Source organism: Vibrio sp. B4-6 (genome assembly GCF_963888245.1).
Lineage (GTDB): Bacteria > Pseudomonadota > Gammaproteobacteria > Enterobacterales > Vibrionaceae > Vibrio > Vibrio anguillarum.
This window is the reverse complement of sequence record NZ_CAWPIM010000011.1, coordinates 348,127-369,434: the sequence shown is the minus strand read 5'-3', so window position 1 is coordinate 369,434 and position 21,308 is coordinate 348,127. Positions and strand designations below refer to the sequence as shown.

General features: G+C 43.8%; 22 protein-coding genes and 1 pseudogene. 10 read left to right on the top strand and 13 right to left on the bottom strand.

All coding sequences use genetic code 11. The features are described 5' to 3' along the window. Nucleotides 1–73 precede the first annotated feature (73 nt). The 10 genes from AACV20_RS04665 to AACV20_RS04620 form a co-directional block, all read right to left on the bottom strand. On the bottom strand, nt 74–1,540 hold the full coding sequence (locus AACV20_RS04665) for a sigma-54 dependent transcriptional regulator (protein ID WP_017045739.1): 1,467 nt from the start codon (nt 1,538–1,540) through the stop codon (nt 74–76). Nucleotides 1,541–1,788: 248 nt separating this feature from the next. Next, nucleotides 1,789–2,199: a flagellar export chaperone FliS gene (gene fliS / locus AACV20_RS04660; protein ID WP_010318718.1), complete on the bottom strand. Its 411-nt coding sequence runs from the start codon at nt 2,197–2,199 to the stop codon at nt 1,789–1,791. A 10-nt stretch (nt 2,200–2,209) separates the two neighbouring features. Next, nucleotides 2,210–2,515 (bottom strand): flagellar protein FliT, encoded by a 306-nt coding sequence (locus AACV20_RS04655; RefSeq protein WP_013856304.1) that lies wholly within the window; start codon nt 2,513–2,515, stop codon nt 2,210–2,212. Nucleotide 2,516: 1 nt separating this feature from the next. Then, a complete protein-coding gene (gene fliD / locus AACV20_RS04650) occupies nt 2,517–4,517 on the bottom strand; it encodes a flagellar filament capping protein FliD (protein ID WP_017047852.1) in 2,001 nt (666 codons plus the stop codon). Between the two features lie 22 nt (nt 4,518–4,539). Then, complete coding sequence (gene flaG / locus AACV20_RS04645; RefSeq protein WP_013856302.1) at nt 4,540–4,968, bottom strand: flagellar protein FlaG; 429 nt, start codon at nt 4,966–4,968, stop codon at nt 4,540–4,542. A gap of 74 nt (nt 4,969–5,042) precedes the next feature. Then, entirely contained in the window at nt 5,043–6,173 is a 1,131-nt protein-coding gene (locus AACV20_RS04640; protein ID WP_047687803.1) for a flagellin, read from the bottom strand. A 285-nt stretch (nt 6,174–6,458) separates the two neighbouring features. Further along, entirely contained in the window at nt 6,459–7,592 is a 1,134-nt protein-coding gene (locus AACV20_RS04635; RefSeq protein ID WP_170906952.1) for a flagellin, read from the bottom strand. Between the two features lie 242 nt (nt 7,593–7,834). Continuing rightward, nucleotides 7,835–8,968: a flagellin gene (locus AACV20_RS04630; RefSeq protein ID WP_170906951.1), complete on the bottom strand. Its 1,134-nt coding sequence runs from the start codon at nt 8,966–8,968 to the stop codon at nt 7,835–7,837. A 125-nt stretch (nt 8,969–9,093) separates the two neighbouring features. After that, nucleotides 9,094–9,996 (bottom strand): Dyp-type peroxidase, encoded by a 903-nt coding sequence (locus AACV20_RS04625; RefSeq protein WP_170906950.1) that lies wholly within the window; start codon nt 9,994–9,996, stop codon nt 9,094–9,096. 65 nt (nt 9,997–10,061) lie between these two features. Then, on the bottom strand, nt 10,062–10,529 hold the full coding sequence (locus AACV20_RS04620; RefSeq protein ID WP_170906949.1) for a DUF2919 domain-containing protein: 468 nt from the start codon (nt 10,527–10,529) through the stop codon (nt 10,062–10,064). Nucleotides 10,530–10,708: 179 nt separating this feature from the next. Between AACV20_RS04620 and AACV20_RS04615 the strand changes: the two genes are divergently transcribed. Continuing rightward, entirely contained in the window at nt 10,709–11,050 is a 342-nt protein-coding gene (locus AACV20_RS04615; protein WP_170906948.1) for a DUF2956 domain-containing protein, read from the top strand. Nucleotides 11,051–11,053: 3 nt separating this feature from the next. Further along, entirely contained in the window at nt 11,054–11,407 is a 354-nt protein-coding gene (locus AACV20_RS04610) for a DUF4156 domain-containing protein (RefSeq protein ID WP_170906947.1), read from the top strand. Nucleotides 11,408–11,427: 20 nt separating this feature from the next. On the opposite strand, the gene AACV20_RS04605 is transcribed toward AACV20_RS04610, so the two are convergent. Next, the gene (locus AACV20_RS04605) at nt 11,428–11,715 is read right to left on the bottom strand and encodes a winged helix-turn-helix domain-containing protein (RefSeq protein WP_010318729.1); all 288 of its coding nucleotides are present in this window, start codon (nt 11,713–11,715) and stop codon (nt 11,428–11,430) included. 203 nt (nt 11,716–11,918) lie between these two features. Here AACV20_RS04605 and AACV20_RS04600 point away from each other — a divergent pair, with 203 nt between their 5' ends. The 4 genes from AACV20_RS04600 to AACV20_RS04585 are packed head-to-tail and all read left to right on the top strand — an operon-like array spanning nt 11,919 to nt 14,284. Further along, complete coding sequence (locus tag AACV20_RS04600) at nt 11,919–12,266, top strand: ArsC family reductase (RefSeq protein WP_170906946.1); 348 nt, start codon at nt 11,919–11,921, stop codon at nt 12,264–12,266. A gap of 16 nt (nt 12,267–12,282) precedes the next feature. Further along, nucleotides 12,283–13,416: a succinyl-diaminopimelate desuccinylase gene (gene dapE / locus AACV20_RS04595; RefSeq protein ID WP_017045749.1), complete on the top strand. Its 1,134-nt coding sequence runs from the start codon at nt 12,283–12,285 to the stop codon at nt 13,414–13,416. Between the two features lie 3 nt (nt 13,417–13,419). Next, on the top strand, nt 13,420–14,103 hold the full coding sequence (locus AACV20_RS04590) for a M15 family metallopeptidase (protein ID WP_019281605.1): 684 nt from the start codon (nt 13,420–13,422) through the stop codon (nt 14,101–14,103). Nucleotide 14,104: 1 nt separating this feature from the next. Continuing rightward, nucleotides 14,105–14,284: a DUF2897 family protein gene (locus AACV20_RS04585; protein WP_170906945.1), complete on the top strand. Its 180-nt coding sequence runs from the start codon at nt 14,105–14,107 to the stop codon at nt 14,282–14,284. Between the two features lie 43 nt (nt 14,285–14,327). Here the strand turns inward: AACV20_RS04585 and bamC are convergent, their stop codons facing one another. Both bamC and dapA read right to left on the bottom strand, forming a co-directional pair. Next, nucleotides 14,328–15,347, bottom strand: a complete 1,020-nt coding sequence (bamC, locus tag AACV20_RS04580) for an outer membrane protein assembly factor BamC (protein WP_170906944.1) — start codon at nt 15,345–15,347, stop codon at nt 14,328–14,330. Nucleotides 15,348–15,398: 51 nt separating this feature from the next. Then, nucleotides 15,399–16,277 carry a 4-hydroxy-tetrahydrodipicolinate synthase gene (gene dapA, locus AACV20_RS04575; RefSeq protein WP_026028067.1) on the bottom strand — a complete coding sequence of 293 codons (879 nt, stop codon included), beginning with the start codon at nt 16,275–16,277 and terminating at the stop codon, nt 15,399–15,401. 282 nt (nt 16,278–16,559) lie between these two features. On the opposite strand from dapA, the gene AACV20_RS04570 reads away from it, so the two are divergent. The 4 genes and pseudogenes from AACV20_RS04570 to AACV20_RS04555 all read left to right on the top strand — a co-directional run bounded on the left by AACV20_RS04570 (nt 16,560) and on the right by AACV20_RS04555 (nt 21,297). Further along, nucleotides 16,560–17,102 carry a glycine cleavage system protein R gene (locus AACV20_RS04570; RefSeq protein ID WP_170906943.1) on the top strand — a complete coding sequence of 181 codons (543 nt, stop codon included), beginning with the start codon at nt 16,560–16,562 and terminating at the stop codon, nt 17,100–17,102. A 13-nt stretch (nt 17,103–17,115) separates the two neighbouring features. Further along, nucleotides 17,116–17,454: pseudogene (gene bcp, locus AACV20_RS04565) on the top strand (thioredoxin-dependent thiol peroxidase); the annotation flags it as partial. A 91-nt stretch (nt 17,455–17,545) separates the two neighbouring features. Beyond that, entirely contained in the window at nt 17,546–18,949 is a 1,404-nt protein-coding gene (locus AACV20_RS04560) for a tyrosine-type recombinase/integrase (RefSeq protein WP_017048856.1), read from the top strand. Further along, nucleotides 18,949–21,297, top strand: a complete 2,349-nt coding sequence (locus AACV20_RS04555) for a hypothetical protein (RefSeq protein ID WP_170906942.1) — start codon at nt 18,949–18,951, stop codon at nt 21,295–21,297. The genes AACV20_RS04560 and AACV20_RS04555 overlap by 1 nt, the downstream gene beginning before the upstream one ends. Nucleotides 21,298–21,308 lie beyond the last annotated feature (11 nt).

Sequence of the window (21,308 nt, the reverse complement as noted above, 5' to 3'; positions counted from 1 at the left end):
TATTTTTCTTTAAAATCAAAGAATTAATCCATTGCCAATATATTGACTAAACTTTACCCATGCTGTTTTTTAATCACCGTTGCATATTGTATTTACGCATTTTTTCAACCAAGGTCGTACGGCGCATACCCAGCATATCAGCGGCACGCGCTACCACTCCGCCTTGAGCTTCAAGGGCTTGGTTGATCATATTGACTTCCAAGTCCGCCAATAGCTCTTTCAAATTCACGCCTTCAGGAGGTAATGACTGCGGTGCGTTGAGATTTTCGTGCATCTCTTCGACGTCTTCAAAACTGAAGTTTTCAGAGAAAATACCCGCCAGCACATCACGTTCTTGGTCTTCAACTGAGCCATAGGAGCTGTGCTCTGGTTGGAATTCTGGAATATCACTATAGCGGTATTTAGTTGGTAAATGATTGACGTCGACGAGACTATTTGGATAGAGAATGATCATCCGCTCAACTAAATTCGCTAGCTCACGAACATTGCCCGGCCAATTGTGTTCCATTAACGAATTGACTGCTCGCGGGGTAAAACAAAATGGCTGTCCACCTTCCGCTTCCATACGTGTCATGAGTTCTTGTAACAGCAATGGGATGTCGTCTTTGCGATCTTTTAGCGCTGGCATTTCAATTGGGAAAACATTGAGTCGATAGTAAAGATCTTCACGAAATGATTCATCATCAATCATGTTTTCTAAATTGCGGTGAGTCGCTGACACCACACGCACATTCACTTTAATGGTGGTGTTACCGCCCACACGTTCAAAGCAGCGTTCTTGTAACACACGCAACAACTTTACCTGCATCGACATCGGCATATCACCGATCTCATCGAGAAATAAAGTACCGCCTTCGGCAAGCTCAAAACGACCTTTACGCGCGGTTATCGCTCCGGTAAACGCCCCTTTTTCATGACCAAATAATTCACTTTCAAGTAAATCAGCCGGAATCGCACCACAGTTAATCGGCACAAACGGACCGTTGCGGCGTGCAGAATGATAATGGATGTTACGCGCAACCACTTCTTTGCCCGTTCCAGATTCACCTAAGATCAACACATTAGCTTCTGTGCCTGAGACTTGCTCAATCAAATGGCGAACTTCTTGGATACCATGACTTTGGCCTACAAGGCTACGAAATAAGGTATTCTTACGCGATGTAGAGGGAACTTGCACGCCTTTGCGTCCTAAAAATTCTTTGCAATGTCGTAATGCGTCACTCAGTTGAGGGTAATTAAGAGGTGACTCAAGTTCACCGACGTATTGAGTAAATTCTTCCAATGAATATGGCTGCTTGTTTGCCATTAGAAGTGGAATATAATTGGCCTTAGTCAACCACTGAGCTATCTCATCAGTTAACTGCTCACTTTTTAGCGATCCAATAATGCAGCCCCCCCACAATCTTGAACAATCAATATCCTTGATTTGGGATGACTCGATCGCCTCGCAGTGCTCTCCAACAAATTCTAAAATGTTACTTAGATTGAGACGGATCTGCGGATCGTCTTCTATCACAAGCAGTTTTGCTAAACCTTGCATAGGTGAGAATATTTGCCTTAAATCAGAGAAATTGTGGCCGCACTTCTGAAAATCGTTATTCAGTTTTGTTTTTCTATAATCACTTGATTAAACGATAGACAATTTGTGGAATTCAGCAACAAAAAAAGCCATTAGGCTAGTAATGGCTTCTATTCTATGGAATAAAAAAAATAAGGCAACCAAGCAATGAGCTGGTGTGACATCAGTTAAAACTTTAAAAAATAAGTGCCTAAAGTTTTATAAATAACTTATATGCCCACTTCGCTTGCCGTTAGATTGTGGTATTCAGGAGGGATTTGATCCCATGCTGATTTAATTTCTCGAATGATGTCGATCACATCATCCAGTGGTTGCGGGTCATTCTGATGATTCGCTTCGGTGATCTGAGTGATCATAAATTCATAAAGCTGATCTAAATTTTTTGCAATATCCCCGCCATCACTCATCGATAAGCAACTGCGTAAGCTAATAATGATATCCAATGCTTTACCAAGGCGTTCACCCTTACTTGGAATATTCCCCTGTAGCATTGCTGCTTTTGCTTGAATAAGGCGTTCAATGGCACCCGCCATCAACATTTGTACGACTTTATGCGGCGAGGCCGCACTGAGCTGGCTATCCACTGATACCTTTTTGTATGCCTGTAAAGAACCGCGCATAGTCTTCCTCTTATAAAAACTTTTTGTATTGCTGAACGGATTTATTACCGTGTCGGTATTTTTGGAGCGTTCTACCGATCTCGACCGTTTTTGACTGCATCAGTTCAACAAGATGTTTAGTTTCATCAATAGCCTCTCGCCATTGGCTCGACATTGCAAACTGTGGATTTTCTGACGCATGCGTCAGTAAGTTTTGCAATATCCGTTCCCTTTTATCGACAAGATGATTGATTTCTTCAGTATTAATTTCATCAATGACAAGCATTGCTCTTATTTGGTGATCTAGATCACTTAAAAGGTCGAGTTGCTGTTCCATATCAGCCGCCTAACGCATTCATCATACCAGCTAATTGGTTCTGCATTTTACTGGTCGCGTCTTGCATTGCTGAAAACTTAGAATGCGTTCGCTTCTCCAAACTGTCCATGCGGCGATCGAGTGCCGCTTGGTCGTCCGCCACACGGTAGTTGCGTTCTACTAAGCTTTTTTCGCGTGTGCGAATCGACCCCGTAACCCCCGTCATGCTCTGAATAGCATCTTCAACCCGTTTGGCAAATCCTTGGTTTCCACCAAAGAACTCACCTAGCTTATTAAAGTTGTTATTGAGTTGGCGATCTAGCATGTCGTAGTTAATTTCAAGTGTCCCTTGGCGTGTGGTGGTAATACCAAACTCAATCAGACTTTTGATCTCTTCTGGAGCCTGCTCAATTCTAGTCGAAAAAACACTACGTAGGCGGGAATCTGCACTGCGCACAATACTGTCACCCGCCAGTGGCCCAGCTTGGCCAGTCCGAGGGTCAACGCCTCCAAGTTCTTTAGAGACCTGATAAAACTGATTATACGCCGCGACAAATTGTTCAATATCATCGCGCACGGTTTTGCGGTCATATTCGATGCCAATTTCAGCTGGTGGTTTGCCTTTGGCCGTTTGCCCTTTAAGGGTCAAATCAACCCCTTCAATCGCATCTTCAATCACGTTGTTGTTGCTAGAAAGGGTCGCCACACCGTCCAAAACCACCACAGAATCTTGGCCTGCTTGTACTTGAGTCATACCTTGATAGGCGTCAAACGATGCTTGTGCCGCTCTAAGTTCAGCATCTGCTTTGTCCACTTTATCTAAATACTCACGCTCTTGCGGGTCAAGCTTTTCACGCTCTTTCTGCTTGGCTTGCTCTGGCGTCAGTTCACCACTACGCACCGCCGCCGCAACCGCGGCTTTTTCAGCTGCTAATTGCTGTTCAAGCTTGGCTTGCGCTTCTTTGGGGGTTACATAGGAGTCAACCAAAGTACCAGAAGCAGTATTAGTCCAACCGGGCACATCTGGCGCTTTTTCTAACGCGGTCGCATCAAGCTCTGGCTCAGGTTCATAGTAGGAATCGAGTAAGGTGCCAGAGGCGGTTTCAGTCCACCCTGGAATACGATCTTGCGGTTTCAGATATTTATTGGCAGCAACACCGGCGGCGGCAGCAGCTTTGACGGCGGCGTCGGTTAATTCACCGGCAGCATTAGCGACTTTACCGTCGGCAGCTACTTGCCCGGCGACTTCTTGAACACCACTCGCCATACTTTGGTCAACTTCGCGTGCCGCCGCACCTATTTTCTCGGCGACTTTTGCAGCGATAGCTTGTTGAGCTGGCGTGAGTGGTGCAATGATTTGTTGCGCCGCAGCGCGTGCTTTTTCTAAATCTTTAACGCGTTCTTCCAGCGTTTTGTACTCTAGATTTTTGAGCGGATTTCCGGCATCAGACTGAGCATTAATTTTAATGTCATGATCTTTTCCAGATAGATTAGAGGCCACAATCAAACGTGGCCCTTCAACATCATTGATTACCGAAGCACGAACTCCGGGATTGGTTTTAGTGCTGTTAATACCGCGAACGATATCAATCAATTTTGAATTGGCTTGGACATCAACATCAAACTTCTGATCACCAAGTGAAATCTGCAGCTTACCAGGACCAAACTTTGCCTCTTTCTCTAAAACATCCGAGGCAACTTTATGGCTCTGTGCAAGCTGCAACACATCGATAGCATATTTACCTGCTATTGCGTCAGTGGTGGCTGTCGCGGAGACGACATTTTCATCAGTAGTATCGACTTTTCGCAAAGCGAAAGCCTTCTCCTGACGAAAATTCGTCATAAGATTTTTCATCGTATCCAGCGACTCTTTGAGCCGGCCGTAGGCACTGATACTGGCATCAATTTGGCCAAGCTCATTATCAATACGTTGCTGCTTAGGAACGCGCTCTGCATTGACAATTTTGCTGACCAAGGAATTGATATCCATGCCAGTATTCATACCCATCGGGCCTAAGCTCATTAAATCACCTCAAAAACTACGATTACACCTTAGCAACCAATAAACCTGTACTGTGGTCTTTTTGTCTGGCAAGGCGTCGCAAAACCTCTAGCATTTCCTCGTTCGGGATCTGACGAATAATGTCACCAGTACTGGCTTCATAAATCGTCACAACATCCCGTCCTGATTCTTCATCGACTCTAAACGCTAAGTCTTTGTTGATAGATGAGATAAATTCATTCATCTGCTCTACCATCTTGGCTCTTTCCGATTTGTTGATCTGCTCTCGTTGCTGTGCAAGCTCGATTGCCGCTTCAACGCTTTGGTTTTGCCTATTTCTTAACTGTTCAGTACGATTCACCTCATTTTGTTTCGAGGAAGCGCGTGTCGCGCCATCGTTTTCTGAAGCAAATTTAATGCCACTTTGCGAGCCGTAAGGCTGGATGTTCGATGTGTAGGATGGTATTTCCATAACAATCTCCCTTCCACCTCATAGGTTGGCAGTGAAAACACTGCTTTCCCCACAAAGCTCCATTCGCCTATCGGTTAACCCAATAGACTAAGAGCTGCAGATGGTGACTGCTTCGCCTGTGCCAAAACTGACGTACTCGCTTGCTGCAAAATCTGCGACTTCGTCATTTGGGTTGTTTCACGGGCATAATCAGTATCCTTAATTCGACTACGAGAAGCGTTGACGTTCTCGTTGATGTTATCAAGGTTACTGATGGCATGACCGAAACGGTTCTGGAATGCACCTAACGAGGCACGTTGGCTATCAACGGCCTTTAGTGCACCATCAATCAAAGCTACAGCTTCCTGGGAGCCGCCAACCGTTGTGACATTGATGTCTTTGACGGTTACGTCTTTACCTGCAGCAAAACCAATTTCAGTACCCAGTCCACCACCAATAGTGACATCGCTTGAGACTTTTTGATTGGCGGCAAACAGTTGCAGTTTACCTTCATCACCGACTGAAGCTTTGATGTCACCATTTTGACCATTAATGTAAGTAGCGACCTCTTCTAAGTCATCACCCACTTTAGCGTTAATGGTGACTTCGCGAGCTTCTCCTTGTTTATCAGTATAGCTCAGAGTCAGATCCGTCGCATTGGTGACTGACCAGTCAGGCGCTTTGCCATTTGTCGCGACATAGCTCTTACCGCCCATCGCTTTTGTGTCAGAACGCATGTCGCTCATGGAAAGCATCACAGCTTCACCAGAATCGGCACCAATTTGGAAAGATTTATTACCAAACGAACCATTTAGCAGTTTATTACCACCAAACGAGGTTGTTTCAGCAATACGGTTTAATTCATCATTGAGTGCTGAGACTTCCTCTTGGATCGCTTGGCGTTCTGAACTTGAGTTAGAACCGTTTGCTGATTGTAAAGAAAGATCTCGCATACGTTGCAAGATGTTGGTGGTTTCATTCATTGCACCCTCTGCGGTTTGTGCAATGGAAATACCATCATTTGCGTTTCTTACCGCCATATCTAAGCCACGACTTTGTGACGTTAAACGGTTTGAGATTTGTAGACCCGCTGCATCATCACGCGCGCTATTGATTTTATAGCCCGATGACAGACGCTCCATCGATTTCTGCGTACCATCGGCGGCGTTATTTAAGTAACGCTGTGCGGTCATTGCAGACACGTTAGTGCTTACATTAATTGCCATATTGATCTCCTTAGGCATTGTGTTGATGTACTTCCGTGTCTCTCACCTCACTTCGGTACACCTCATTTCTCTCGTATCCTTTAACGGCGAAAGATTTATATCCTTTAGAAAAAAATAAGCCTTTTTTTAAAATTTATGCAGCGAGCATGAGAAATGTGATTAGCGTCAAAAAGTAAGAAAGATAATGCTGCATCGACTAACACTTTTTCCACTTTACCACTAAGCAAAAAAATCCAGCCGAGGCTGGATTTTCATTAAGGGTTACTCTTGAGCTATTGGGCTCTTTTAGCCAAGTAAGCTAAGTGCCGCTTGTGGCGCTTGTTTTGCTTGAGCAAGCACTGAGCTTGATGCTTGAGAAAGAATTTGCGACTTAGTAAGCGCTGTTGTTTCTTTGGCAAAGTCAGTATCTTTAATACGGCTCTTAGAAGCACTCACGTTTTCGTTAATGTTATCTAAATTGCTGATTGCATGGCTAAAGCGATTTTGGAATGCACCTAATTGTGCGCGATGGCTATCTACAAATTGCAGTGCAGCATCAACAATGGCAACCGATTCTTGCGCACCGCCAACAGAGGTTACGTCAATAGTATCAACAGTAACCGTTTTACCTGCACCGATACCAAGCTCACCAGCAAGACCACCAGCAAAAGAGACCGGCCCTTCAACTTTATTGCTACCAGCAAAGACTTGCAGTTTGCCATCTTGATCAACAGAGGCTTTCACCATATCTGTTTGACCATTGATGTAAGTCGCTAACTCTTCAATATCATCGCCTTCTTTTGCTGAGATATCGATGGTTTGATCTATACCTGAAGTATCCTTCAGTGTGATTTGTAGATCGTTGCTGCCAGCTTGAACTGACCAATCTTTATCTTTGCCGTTCGCCGCTTGGTAGCTTGTGCCGCCCATCATGGTGTTATCACTGCGCATATTATTTAGGCTAAGCATAACCGCTTCACCGTTATCAGCACCAATTTGGAAGGATTTGGTTGCAAAAGTACCGTTGAGTAATTTATTACCACCAAATGAAGTGGTTTCTGCGATACGGTTTAACTCGTCATTCAGAGCGGTGACTTCTTCTTGAATTGCCACACGCTCTGACTTTGAGTTTGAGCCGTTAGCTGATTGTAGTGACAAGTCACGCATACGTTGCAAAATGTTGGTCGTTTCATTCATCGCACCCTCAGCGGTTTGTGCAATAGAAATACCGTCATTCGCATTACGTACTGCTACGTCAAGACCGCGGCTCTGAACATTCAAACGGTTAGAGATTTGTAGGCCTGCCGCATCATCTTTTGCGCTGTTGATTTTAAAGCCAGAAGATAGGCGTTCCATTGATGTTTGTTGTGCATTGCTAGCGCTGTTTAGGTAACGCTGTGCTGTCATCGCTGATACGTTGGTATTTACATTAACTGCCATGGTGATTACTCCAATTGATTTTCCGATGTTTCCGGTTTCCGACGTCTCGGAAAACCAAATAGTTCTCTCAAAGTTACTTTTTATAACGGCGGTATTTTCCAAAGCTTGAGGATTTTTTTTCAATTTTCTTAAAAAAAATATGTTTAGTGTAAAAACAGGACGAGAGGTCAAAAACCCACCAAAAAGGTAATAATTTCGCTAAAGATTTTTTAGTAAAAGTCGATAATTGTTGCTTTTTATCGCTAGCGAAGTAAGGCCAATGCTAGGTTTGGCTGTTTTTTGGCTTGCGCAAGAATAGAGGTACTGACTTGTTGTAGGATTTGCTGTTTTACCATTTGGGTGGTCTCTTTCGCATAGTCCGTATCTTTAATTCGACTGTTTGAAGAAGCGAGGTTTTCATGTACGTTGTCGAGATTGTTGATAGCGTGGTTAAAACGGTTTTGCAACGCGCCTAACTCAGAGCGATGGCTATCAACGTACTGCATTGCGGTATCAATGACGGCAACCGCCCGCTGCGCACCACCGACTTCGGTAATATCAATAGTGTCTACTGCTTCATATCCCGTCACATTCATTTGCAACTGATTGGCTAAGCTACCTTTAAAATCAATAGTCCCAGAGGTTTCTTTACCCGCCATGAACAGCTGTAGCTGTCCTTTGTCGTTGACTGACGCCGATACTTTATCGGTTTGCCCATTGATGTAGGTTGCCAACTCTTCAATATCGTCCCCTACTTTTGCTTGGATTTGAATGTTGTGCTGTTTTCCCTTGGCATCGGTATAGCTCATGGTGAGCTGCCGATTATCTTGTGTCACCCGCCACTGGCTATCCGCCATGCCTGCCGCAACATAGTTAAAGCCCCCCATATCCAAACTGTCTGAACGCATATTTTTTAACGAAACTTGCACTGCTTCGCCAGAGCTCGCCCCTATCTGAAATGAGGATTGACCAAACGAACCGTTCAGTAACTTACGACCACCAAAAGAGGTGGTTTCAGCAATTCGGTTTAATTCATCGTTCAAGGCGCTCATTTCTTCCTGTAAAGCTTGCCTATCCGCTTTACTGTTCGCGCCATTCGCCGACTGCAAAGAGAGATCTCGCATACGCTGAAGCAGGCTGGTGGTCTCTTGCATTGCACCTTCAGCAGTCTGCATGATTGAAATGCCATCATTAGCATTGCGTACAGCGACATCTAAGCCCCTCATTTGCGACTCAAGGCGATTCGAAATTTGTAAACTCGCAGCATCATCTTTGGCACTATTAATACGCTTCCCGGAAGCAAGACGCTCCAAAGATTGATTCAACATTTCGCTTGCTGAGCCTAAGTGGCGCTGCGCAATCAAAGCGGAAACATTGGTATTAACGGTAATTGCCATAACAGACCCATGCCATAGAATGAATGATCTCTTTATCGGACAGTAGACGCTTTTCTTTACATAAAATGCTTAAAAAAGAAAAACCGAGCACAAGGCTCGGTCCGATAGTAGGTCAGTATTGAAACTTACTTTAGTTCAAGATGTTGCAGCATCTCAGCTGAAGGGGCAAAAAAGTACGCACCCGTTACGGCCTTGGTAAAGCGCAGCAGTTGATCTGTTTTGCCATCCGCCACACCATACATACTTTCCAACATCACTTTAAAGTTATGCAGCGTATGGCAATAAGCAATGAATAGTAAACCGTGCTCACCACTCACCGTACCGTAAGGTAAGCTATGACGAACAATTTTTAGCCCTTTTCCCTCTTCTTTGATATCGACACGGCCAACGTGAGACGCTGTAGGTACATTATCAAGCTCAATCGAATCAGGCTTAGTGCGCCCAATCACTTTTTCTTGCGCCGCCACATTTAAGCGATTCCAAGCTGGAAGGTTATGCACAAAACGCTGCAACATCACATAGCTGCCACCAGCAAATTCACCATCAGCAATCAGTGCCACTTCTTGACGTTTTCCGGCTTTAGGGTTTTCAGTGCCATCGATAAAGTCAGTCATATCTCGCGCATCTAAGTAACGAAATGAGTAGGTTTCATCCACCATTTCAACCAACTCAGCCACGGGTTCCATCCATTTACGCAACACATAAAACAGCAAGTCATGACGCTGAGAATGGCAGTGAATCAACACATCCACCTCGGTACTTGGTGCTATGGTGTCGCCTTTACCAAGCTCAGGAAAATCAATCAGCTCTTGTGGTATGCTTTGATTTAAACGCTGCCAAAAGGTGCGAGTAAACGCGACCGACACGGTTAATTCAGCGCCGGGTTGATGTTGATTTATCTCATTGACTAAAGCGGGCAATGCTTTTAATTGCGCTAAAACATGCGCCGGATTTTGCTTTACTTTTAAAAGGCTAAATAGTGCAAACGGACCTGCTTCAGGCAGAATCGCGGTTTGAGGTTGTGTCATAAAATATCCTCACTTACTTATTTTTGCTCAGTGTAATTCAGTTTTTGGGGCGACCTTGATTGGGATCACGCCTTGTCTATGAGCGGGATAGAAAAACAATCACGCACACTTTTACTCTTCAGTAGATATAGACCAAACCATAACAGCACCAACAGTGTGCTTGCATTGGCCCAATTAAAAACGCCGTGCTCCAAATAGATATGATAAAACGTTTGTATAAATTGCAAGATAACCATAAGTAACGTCAGCGGTTTTCCCATGCTGACTATGCGGTTTAGCCACGATCGTTCAGGAGCACGTAAGCTGATAAGCCACATCAGAATGATACTTGGCAACCCCATAATCAACCCCAAATAAAGCATCGAATGGTCTGGGTAAACAATGGTTAAAATCGTCGTGCCATTATCTCGGCTTGCTCCTGCCACCACGAAAACAATCCAAGCTTTTGCCAAAAATAACCAACCAAGCCAGATAAGTTTAGGGGCTTTAAGAAAACCATGTTGGTCGTATCGCTCTAACGCATAACGCATCAATACCTTCGCTCTTTTAAAAAAACGTTTTTACTTTAGCGAATCGATTTCAAATAGCTAGCCAGATCTTTTGCTCTTGACCAGTTTCTAACTTGAACATCACGCATAGTGATCAATCTCAATAGTGAAGGATGACGATACGTGATAGGGTGAGCGCCTGTCTATAGCCGCTTGTAAACGTTATGAATAAAACGATTATTCCCTCAGAACAAACTCAGCAACAAGCCATGAAAGTCGCCTTAGCCACTCAAAAGCAGGGGCAAACGAAAGAACAAACCAAGCAGATCGCTCAAGGCATCGAGAAAGGCATAGCCTTGTATAAAAAGCAGCAAAAAGAGAAAAGCCGACAGGCAGATAAAGCTAAAAAAAGAGCATTGCAGCTAAAGAGAACCGCACTAAATACGGAAGGAGAACCCGCACATATTGAAACTGCATCCAGCTTGGTATCGACCTCATGGTTACCTTGGGTACTGCTGATCGTGAGCTGGCTTGGTTTTATCTCTTATCTAGTTCTGAAAGGTTAACTTATGAAAAGACTATCTATATTATTGCTGGCAGCGCTAATGATAGGCTGTAGCTCATCACATAACCCACTCCTAAACGATGCAGATCGCATCCAGATTCGTACTGATGCCGGATTTGATGCTGGTCAGTGTGACTGGTTAGGGGATGTGACAGGCAGTGAAGGTTACTGGTTCAGCTCTTGGCTCATTCCCAATGACAAATTAATTCGAAGGGCAGTAAACGAGCTAAAAACTCACGCTCATCAACTGGGAGGCGATACAGTAACGCTCGACTACTCCAATTATTTCAAAACCTCCGTCACGATTTTCGGTACTGTTTATCGTTGCTTACCCAATGTGAATATGAAAACACCATAAAAAAGCCAGCAAATGCTGGCTTATGCACTAAATCCAAGGCTAGTCGCAATATCACAGCGACGATCTAATACCCATTGACTATCAAATGGCCCCCAATCAGAGAGTTGATAGTAACCATCATTGTGACGCCTTCCATCTTGAACAAACATCAGTTCAATCCCTATTCCTGGCAGTGCTTTCAGGACATCCTGAATCGTACGGCGAGGCCACCCCGTTTTTTCGATGAGTTTGGGCACGTTTGGTCTTTCAAGGCTTTCTACTAACAAAGCTAAATACAGTCGCCTTGCAAAAACAGGACTCAGTTCCATTGACACCTCCTATTACTGTGCCGCTTCATTATTTCTGTTTTCACATTTAGAGTGTTGCGTTCGATCAATAACTTTCCAATCGTAAGCAACTGAAACACATTTTTTTTAAACAACGAAATAAAAGCATCTCTATTTTGTAAGCCACAGCGCTTCCTGATAGGATTTGACCATTAAAAAAATAATACGCCTCAACAAGGATTTTTATGACGATCACCATGTATGGCATTCCCAACTGCGACACCATTAAAAAAGCACGGAAATGGTTGGAAGCTGCGGGGGTGGATTACCAATTTCATGACTACCGCAAACAAGGTATTGATGCCGAGCTCGTGGCTCAGTTTTGCCAAGCACTTGGTTGGGAAAATGTACTCAATAAACGCGGTACAACCTTTCGTCAGATCACGCCGTCACAAAAAGAGTCGTTAGATGCTCACAGTGTTGTGACTTTGTTGGTTGAACAACCAGCTATGATCAAACGACCTATCTTATTGGTCGATACCCATTACCATCTCGGTTTTAATGCTCAGCAATACGCTGCTATTTTCTCTTAATACAAGGATTTCAAGGATGACAGACAGCCCTGTACTGGCGCTCGCAAAAGATCTCATTAGTCGCCAATCAGTAACTCCTGAGGATGCAGGTTGCCAAGACCTGATGATTAAACGCTTACAAGCACTAGGGTTTGAAGTGGAAACAATGGTCTTTGAAGATACCACTAATTTTTGGGCTCGCCGCGGCACTCAATCGCCTCTTTTTGCCTTTGCTGGCCATACGGATGTGGTTCCCGCGGGCCCTTTAGCGCAGTGGCATACAGCGCCGTTTGAACCGACTGTAATTGATGGTTATTTACATGGGCGCGGGGCGGCAGATATGAAAGGCTCGCTTGCTTGCATGGTTGTCGCTGTCGAGCGCTTTATTGAACAGCACCCTAACCATCAAGGTTCGATTGCCTTTTTGATCACTTCAGATGAAGAAGGGCCATTCATCAATGGCACCACTCGCGTAGTCGATACGTTAATGGCGCGTAATGAGCCAATTGATATGTGTATCGTCGGTGAGCCATCGAGTACATTAAATGTGGGCGATGTGATAAAAAATGGCCGTCGTGGCTCAATTACAGGCGATCTACAGATAAAAGGGATTCAAGGACACGTTGCTTATCCTCACCTTGCTAATAACCCGATTCACCAAGCCTTGCCTGCGTTAGCCGAACTTGCGGCAATAAAATGGGATGAAGGGAACGCTTATTTCCCACCGACCAGCTTCCAAATTCCAAACTTGCAAGCTGGCACGGGAGCATCAAACGTCATCCCCGGTGAGTTTGACGTGCAGTTTAACTTCCGTTTCAGTACCGAGTTAACCGATGAAGAGATCAAGCGCCGCGTGCATTCTATCTTAGATGCCCATGGATTGGATTATGAATTACGCTGGACATTAAGCGGCCAACCTTTCTTGACCGATACGGGCTCATTACTGACTGCCGTCGTTAAAGCCGTCGATGAGGTGAACCACAAATCCCCAGAGCTATTGACGACAGGGGGCACATCTGATGGACGCTTTATTGCCCAGATGGGCGCACAAGTGGTCGAACTTGGTCCTGTTAACGCGACAATTCATAAAGTTAACGAGTGCGTTAAGATTGCCGATTTAGAGAAACTGACGGATATGTACCAAAAAACCCTAGAGAATTTATTGGTGTAACCCATGACTCCAGAGCAGTTGACCGGACAAACCGACTCCCATTTAACATCAGTGCTGATTGGGCAGAAATCTTTCTTGGTTCACCCCGGGGTGATCCAAGATTTGCTCGCTCTAAAGCAAGCGGCTGACGACGCTGGTTTTGATTTCCATATCGCCAGTGGGTTTCGTGATTTTGAACGCCAGTTGAACATCTGGAATCGGAAAATGTCAGGGCAAGCCGAATTACTTGATAATAACAGTCAACCGGTAAACCCTGCTCAGTTAAGCGAAGAACAAAAGATATTCACGATTTTGCGCTGGTCAGCGCTGCCCGGTAGCAGCCGCCACCATTGGGGGTGTGACTTTGATGTTTTTGATCGCAAAGCATTACCGACAGGTGTCACACTCAAGCTTGAACCGTGGGAATATCTCTCAGGCCACCAAGCTCCTTTTTATCAATGGATGAAAGAGCATTTACCTAAGTTTGGTTTTTTCTTCCCCTACCAAGGAAAGAAAGGCGGTGTTGCGTTTGAACCTTGGCATATTAGCCACAAAACAGCGGCTAAAGACTGTCTTAACCTGTTGACGCCAAGCATATTGGCGACACAGCTTGAAAACATGCCGCTCCTAGGTGTGTCGACGGTACAAGAGAACTTAGATCGGATCTACACTCAGTACATTGTTAACATCAGCCAACCGGAGTCCTGATATGGAATTCATTACCAACCCTTGGGTTATCACTATTGTAATCTTAGCGGTGTTTATCGGTAATATTGCCGCGCTGAAATACACGGCTAACATGAAATTTGGCTTGAAAGGGAAAAAGAGTGATCTGGATAAACTCAACGAACTTGATAAGCACGAAGACTCAGATTCAGAGCAAAAATAAAGGGACTTTCGTCCCTTTATTTTTCATGGATTCGTCATCACAATTACTGACGCTCGGCAATCGCCGACAGTACAGGCACCATATCTTTCAATAGCTCTTCTTCCACCGGTTTGCCAGCTGAATTGGTCACGTTGATCGAGGTACGGTTGCCTAGATCACCTAATAAGAAGGTGTAAGTTCCACTTTTCAGCGAGATAGGTTTCACGCCAATGTCTTGCCAAAAAGCGTCATCTGGCGCGGAGTATTTCGCTTTTATTGTACCTTGAGATTGGTTGCGCTCTTCGAGCGCAAAACCGATCTGCGGCATAAGATTAGGCAAACGTTGCCACAGAACATCGTAAGAGGTACGAGCAATAATTACAGGGAAACCACTACGGTCACTGCCCATCGTAATGGGGATCTGTTTAACCAACTGTTGAGCTTTACGTGCTGCTTCTTGACGTAGATCGGTATCGTAACGAGCCGTGACCAAATTGGTCATGAACGCATTATAACGCTCTTTATTGGTGGCACTCACTGACATCTCTTTGCCACCTTCACGCCAACCAGTCAATGAAATCTTAAAGCCAAAACGATTATTCGCCATTACCCGTGAGATTTGGTAGCGGCTACCAATCTCAACTTCTTCATCTTCGGAAACCCAAGTCACCCAATCAGTATCAATCTGGTTTTCACTTTGTGCAGCGATACCAATATCTCGCTCTTTAAGCATGGCTAACGCAGTTTGCCACACCTTATCGGCTTCATCTTGCTTGATCATCCATAATGTCACTTCGCCATTTTGGCGCTCGGCACGCGCGCCTGGGATCAATTCTAATACTTGTTGAGGAGGACGAATATCCACAGTACGGCCAATACCACCTTGGAAGTCACCTTCAGGAATCTGGTAATTAGGGTAAAACTGCGGAGTGGCTCCTTCAGGAAGTTGCCACTCTTTTAGAGCCGGGGTTTCTAAATAAGCAAAATCATCTTTTGCTTGGCGACGCTGAGAAGCGTTACCAGCACATGCGCTTAAAACAAAAACAGCTAGTGAACTGATAACTAGCTGATGAGTAAATTTCATTCAAACTCCTAGACTGCCGAGGAAAAAGCCTCGGCACAATATTGAATCGATTTAGAAGATACAAGCTTCGGTCATGGCTTGGGCAACCGTTGAACGTACAGGTTCAGACAGTTCAGTCAAAGGTAGACGTAGATCACCATTTGTAATCAATCCCATTTTGTGAGCAGCCCATTTCACTGGAATCGGGCTCGACTCAACAAACAGACCTTTATGCAAAGGCATTAAACGTTGATTAATAAGCTCAGCCTCGTCGAATCGGCCTTCTAATGCTAAGTGCATCATCTGCGCCATATCTTTAGCGGCAATATTATTCGTCACCGAAATAACACCTTGTCCACCTAATTTAACGAACTCCAAACCTGTCGCGTCATCGCCACTTAATAAAATAAAGTCTTTTCCACAAAGCTCACGATGAAGAGCCACTCGGCTCAAATCACCCGTTGCATCTTTCAAAGCGACAATCGTTTTAATTTCAGCAAGGCGAGCGACGGTTTCAGGACGCAAATCCACCGCTGTACGGCCTGGTACATTATAGAGAATCTGAGGGATATCAGTCTCTTGAGAAATTGCTTTGTAGTGTTGAAATAAACCTTCTTGGGTTGGTTTATTGTAATAAGGAGTCACACTTAAACAGCCAGCAATACCTGTGTTATTTAATAAACGGCTAAACGTTACCGCCTCATGAGTAGCATTCGCACCCGTTCCCGCAATCACAGGAATACGTCCTTCGGCAAACTCGACGGTTTTTGCGACAACTTTGACATGCTCTTCAACGGTTAGCGTGGCAGATTCACCCGTTGTTCCGACGGCAACAATGGCGTCAGTTCCGGCTGTCACGTGAAAGTCCACCAGCTTCTTCAAACTAACAAAATCAACCTCACCATCATGATTAAACGGTGTAATGAGCGCTACGATACTTCCTGAAAACATGTCCATCTCCCTAATTTGTTACTTTCTGCATGGTACTGTAAGGCGATTGAAAAACACAAGGGATTAAATTCGCTTAATCAGCCCATTTGGATGAATATTTATCAGATGTTAGAGGTTTAACAAACAACATCAATTAAGGGCAAACTTTATAGCGGATCTGAATATGTCGATGTCAACAACACGTTATTTTCAAGACGGAGTTCTTAAAAAGCTATTCCACCACCGTTCCTCTATAATTTAACTGTGATAACATGCCCAAAACGATAAAAGTGAAGCGATATTATGACTCAGCATCTAGTGATCACTGCTGTAGGGACAGACCGCCCTGGTATCTGTAATGAAGTGGTACGTTTAGTTACGCAATCAGGCTGCAATATCATCGATAGCCGAATTGCTTTGTTTGGCAAAGAGTTCACGCTCATCATGCTGGTCTCTGGCAATACAAACCACATCACCCGAGTAGAGACAACCTTACCTTTATTAGGCCAACAACATGATCTCATCACCATCATGAAACGTACATCACCTCATGATTATCAAGATAATGCCTATACGGTTGAAGTGTTTGTTGAGTCTGAAGACAAAATTGGCCTAACAGAGAAATTCACTCAATTTTTTGCCAATCGTAATATTGGTATGGCTTCACTGAGTGCGCAGACGATTCATAAATCGAAGTTACATCTTGATCACGACCAATTTCATATTGCCATTATCGCCAGTGTCGATTCAGGGTGTAACTTAATGCAACTACAAGAAGAATTTGACAGTTTATGCAAGACATTGGATGTACAAGGTTCGCTCAACTTTATAAAAAACAGTCAATAAAAAAGGAAGAATAATGAAAACGCTTACTGCAGGTGCAGGCACGCCAGCACCTGCTTTTTCACTTTTAGATCAAGATGGAAATACCGTTTCCCTTGCTGATTTCTCAGGGAAAAAGGTGTTGTTCTACTTTTACCCTAAAGCCATGACACCAGGTTGTACTGTTCAGGCTCAAGGCCTTCGAGATGTAAAAGCGGAACTCGATGCTCACAACGTAGTGGTACTCGGAGTCAGCACCGATCCCGTGAAGCGTTTAGGTAAGTTCATTGAACGTGATCACTTAAACTTTACTTTATTATCCGATGAAGACCACGTGGTTGCTGAGCAGTTCGGCGTATGGGGTGAGAAGAAGTTTACCCTTATAAAATTTTCATGACAATAAACCTTGATGATTTTTTATGACAAACCTATCTTTGATATGTGGGTAACATATTGAGGGCTGTTTTGTGATAGAAACGCATGAAGACAAATATTCTGATATTTATGATGACTACCAACTGCTTTCCATCGAGGTAGATACATTAGCAAAGCTAAAAATTTCAGCGAGTATCGATACTGAATCTGGAGAGGTGACGCACTCTCCCAACCTTTCCCCTTCCGAACTGGAATCCAGCCTGAAGAAAACAGATATCATCATTGCACCTGATGGGACGGTTGTTTACCCACAAGCCCTATACCTCATGTATAAATTACGTGGTGAAGGGAAAGTCAAAGACACTGGGTCGATTGCAAAAGGCTTGTTAGCTTTTACTCGTTATTTAGATTCCACTCACTACTCTCAAGTTGATGAAGATGGTAATGAAATACCACCTGAATATCTAACTTATAAAACCCTATCCAAGTATGAAGAAGAAGGTGCACCTTGGCGATTTGCGAAGTTTCTACTTGCTAACTGCAATAATATTGAAGGTGCAAATGGCGATGAAGCTTTTAGTTTATCTACCGCTAGAAGTTATATGAGTGCCGTTATTGGATTCTATAAGTGGATGCAAAAATACGGCTACATCAAAAATGACGATAAGAATGTTGTTACCCACTACACAACTGGAACAGTGCATCAAGAGTTAAATCAGCACGATATGTTGGCTCATACAAAGTCAGGCTCTAACCGTACTTATGAAACGTCTAATCTCATGAAGATGTTTCCCAAAAAACAAAACACTCCCACCCATAAAAAGCTAAAGCCCATGCACCCTGAGCACAAGGCTTTATTTAATGAACATGTAACTTCACTCCCAAAGGCGACAGGATTAATCTTTCGGCTATGTGTCGAGGCTGGGCTAAGAATTGACGAAGCTATTCACTTCCCCGCTCACGACATAGGAAAGGCTGACTACAGTGATTTAGATGCAGTACCAGTCAAAATTACTCGCACAAAAGGTAGTAAGGAACGTACCGTAGAAATTCCCATTGAACTGTACGAAGAACTAGAGATATATAAAGAAAGTAACACACGACTTACGAACCTAAACAAACGCAATGAGCTTGTTCAGTCAGGTGAGATGTTAGATGCCGTAGAGTACCTCTTTATTTCAAATAAAGGGACTCCCTACTCAGGCAACACTTTAGAAACGCACTTTTCAAACCTTCGAAAACAGATACGTGAAGTAGACTCTTCTTGGTATTACAGGATTCATGATTTACGTTCTACCTTTGCAACTCATTGGCTTTGGCAGGAGTCGCAAAAGCGTGCCGTTGGCTATGACTTCCTGATGGATGAACTAGCTGAATTAATGGGACACGCAAGCACGTCAACCACTGAGAAATACATTAAGTTCATGAATAAACTTGACGACCAAGTCAACATGGCTAAAGCGAAAAACCGCAAAATAAACGGAGGCTGGGCGTAATGGCGAAAAGTAAAATTACCAGACAAACCAATTCCGTTAAACGTGTGCGCAATAGTCAAAATGTTGTGCCTTTGAATCTGACGATTCCTTATAAAAATACGACGTTAAGTAAACCAAAGCAGTTCGATGTTTCTCACTTATTGCATTTAGGGTGTAACAAAGAAAATGAGAAAATAAACAGCCGAGCAGTATTTATTAGGCGGTTTTGCGAGAAAGCCAACCAACATGTCGATAATGGTAAATCAGCAAGAACCGCCACTAGATTCTACGATAACTTGCGTTCCTATCTTGCTTTTTGTGATGCGGTAAATGTTGAGCCATTTACCGAAAGTGGGTATTTGAAGTTTGCTGGCAATGATGGTGAATTAAGGCATCGTATCAAGATGTTTAGTCCTTCAAAACACCTATGGGAATACAATCATGGTGATGAGCTAGGTATTAAAGAATCTTCAGCTCCGACTACACTTTCATCCCTTCGTAATGCGCTCGATTGGTGTGGCTTCCCAGCTTCTTCATGGGCTTTGCATCATCGGGGGTTTGCAGGAGAAAAAACGTCACATAAGGGATATTCAGAGGAAGAAGAAGAGCTTCTTGTGACACGTTTGAGTCATTTATTCTTCACTCTCGCACCACAGCTTATTGCCGCCAAAGAAAACAATACACCTTTGCCAGAAGCGCTTCCTATTATTATTGCCCTTGGCGAACATGAAGAAGTGGTTTCAATCCCTACATCATTGGATTCTAAATGGGGCGGAACAAGTAAAAATGGTACAAACATTAATGCTAGAGCAGCTTTTAATCTTACGATGGGCGCTGCATATCATTTGATGTGCTATTTCACCTCACTGAACGACAGCAACATTCGAAATATTGCCCACCCAATTAAAGTTCATACAGAAGAGCGAGATAAGAGCCTGCAAGTTGTGAAAATCTCAAGCTATAAGCCCAGAGCGGACAAAGAGGTCGATGCTCTATTGGTAGGTGAGCAATTTGACGTTGATAAGCGCGATGGAGTGAAGTTTATTCGATTACTCGAACGACTATCTAAGCTGTATGGCAATAGTGAAGATGGCTCTGAGTTAATTTTCACCCTCAATAACAACGCTGATGTGAATCATACCTTTGATTTGAAAGAGATAAATAAAAAGCTCGTTAACCAACTACAACTGTTATCTCCGTATCGGGCTGGCAACCTACCTTGGTTTAAAGAGCTGTTTTACGCCTACCGAAACCAACAAACAATCACGTTAAAGAAAGTCGATAATCACCTAGGTCGCACTGTTGTTCATAAAGAAACACAAGCAACTAACAAAGCCAAGGCAGGGCAAGGGGCAACCAATAGCGCCTACTGTATTTTGTCTTGCTATACAGACTTGCCACTTAAAGGTATTTTACTTCCACTCACGTACTCTGAAAGAGATAGTGATGGCAATGTCACCATTTATTTTAACTATAGAAATGGCATAGGTGGTTTCTTTAAAGTACCAGCTTCTGATTTAGCTTTAATCAAAGATATTGAGCAATCTTCTAAAGAGAGAGCAGACAAGCAGCCAAAGAGATATGAACGGCTGCTTTTAGCACGAAATGTTGGTAATACCCCTAAAGACTGGGAAGGTATCAGCCCTATTTCACCACATTTAATGCGCACTTGGTCTGTTGAGCCAAACCATTATTATATCTCTCTTCAATCGAGTCGCTGGCGAGAAATGACCAGTAACCAAGCCTATGCCGAAGGTGGAATTCAAGGCGCTCAAAGCTTACTCCAAAACGCGAAGAAAACGTTAGAGAGAAGTTACCTTAACGGGCATCCATTACTAAATAAAGTCATCCTATCTCAGAGTATAGAGGTCATTGAAAACCTCGATGATGAAACGAGCTTAGAGCAAGCAAAAGATATTGTGGTGAAAAGGCGTGGCATTCCGATGTTGTCACACGATGAGTGGGAAAAAAAGCGCACAGCAGGGAATGCTAAAACCAACCCCAATGGTCTAACTTGTAATGGGCAACAAGCCATTAGTGATGGCAAAAACACGCAGCGAGAAACAAACTATGCAGTAGGCCTAAGCTTACCTTGTGCTGAATTTGATATGTGTTACAAGTGCCAATCAGCCAAGGCGGTAGATGACGTTGAAGCTGTTTATAAGCTCATTTCATACATAGATGTTCTTAAAGAAACACTTGATATGTACCCTGATGCGAAAAGTGATATTCATGAGAAAATTGAACAGTTTGAATATACGCTAGACGGGGCTAGTGACGATGTGTATGACGGGGCTATGAAGCGATTTAATTCCCAAGGTCGTCACCCAAGAGTCTATCTCGATCACGCTCTTTTATCCATATACTGACGGAGGCTAAA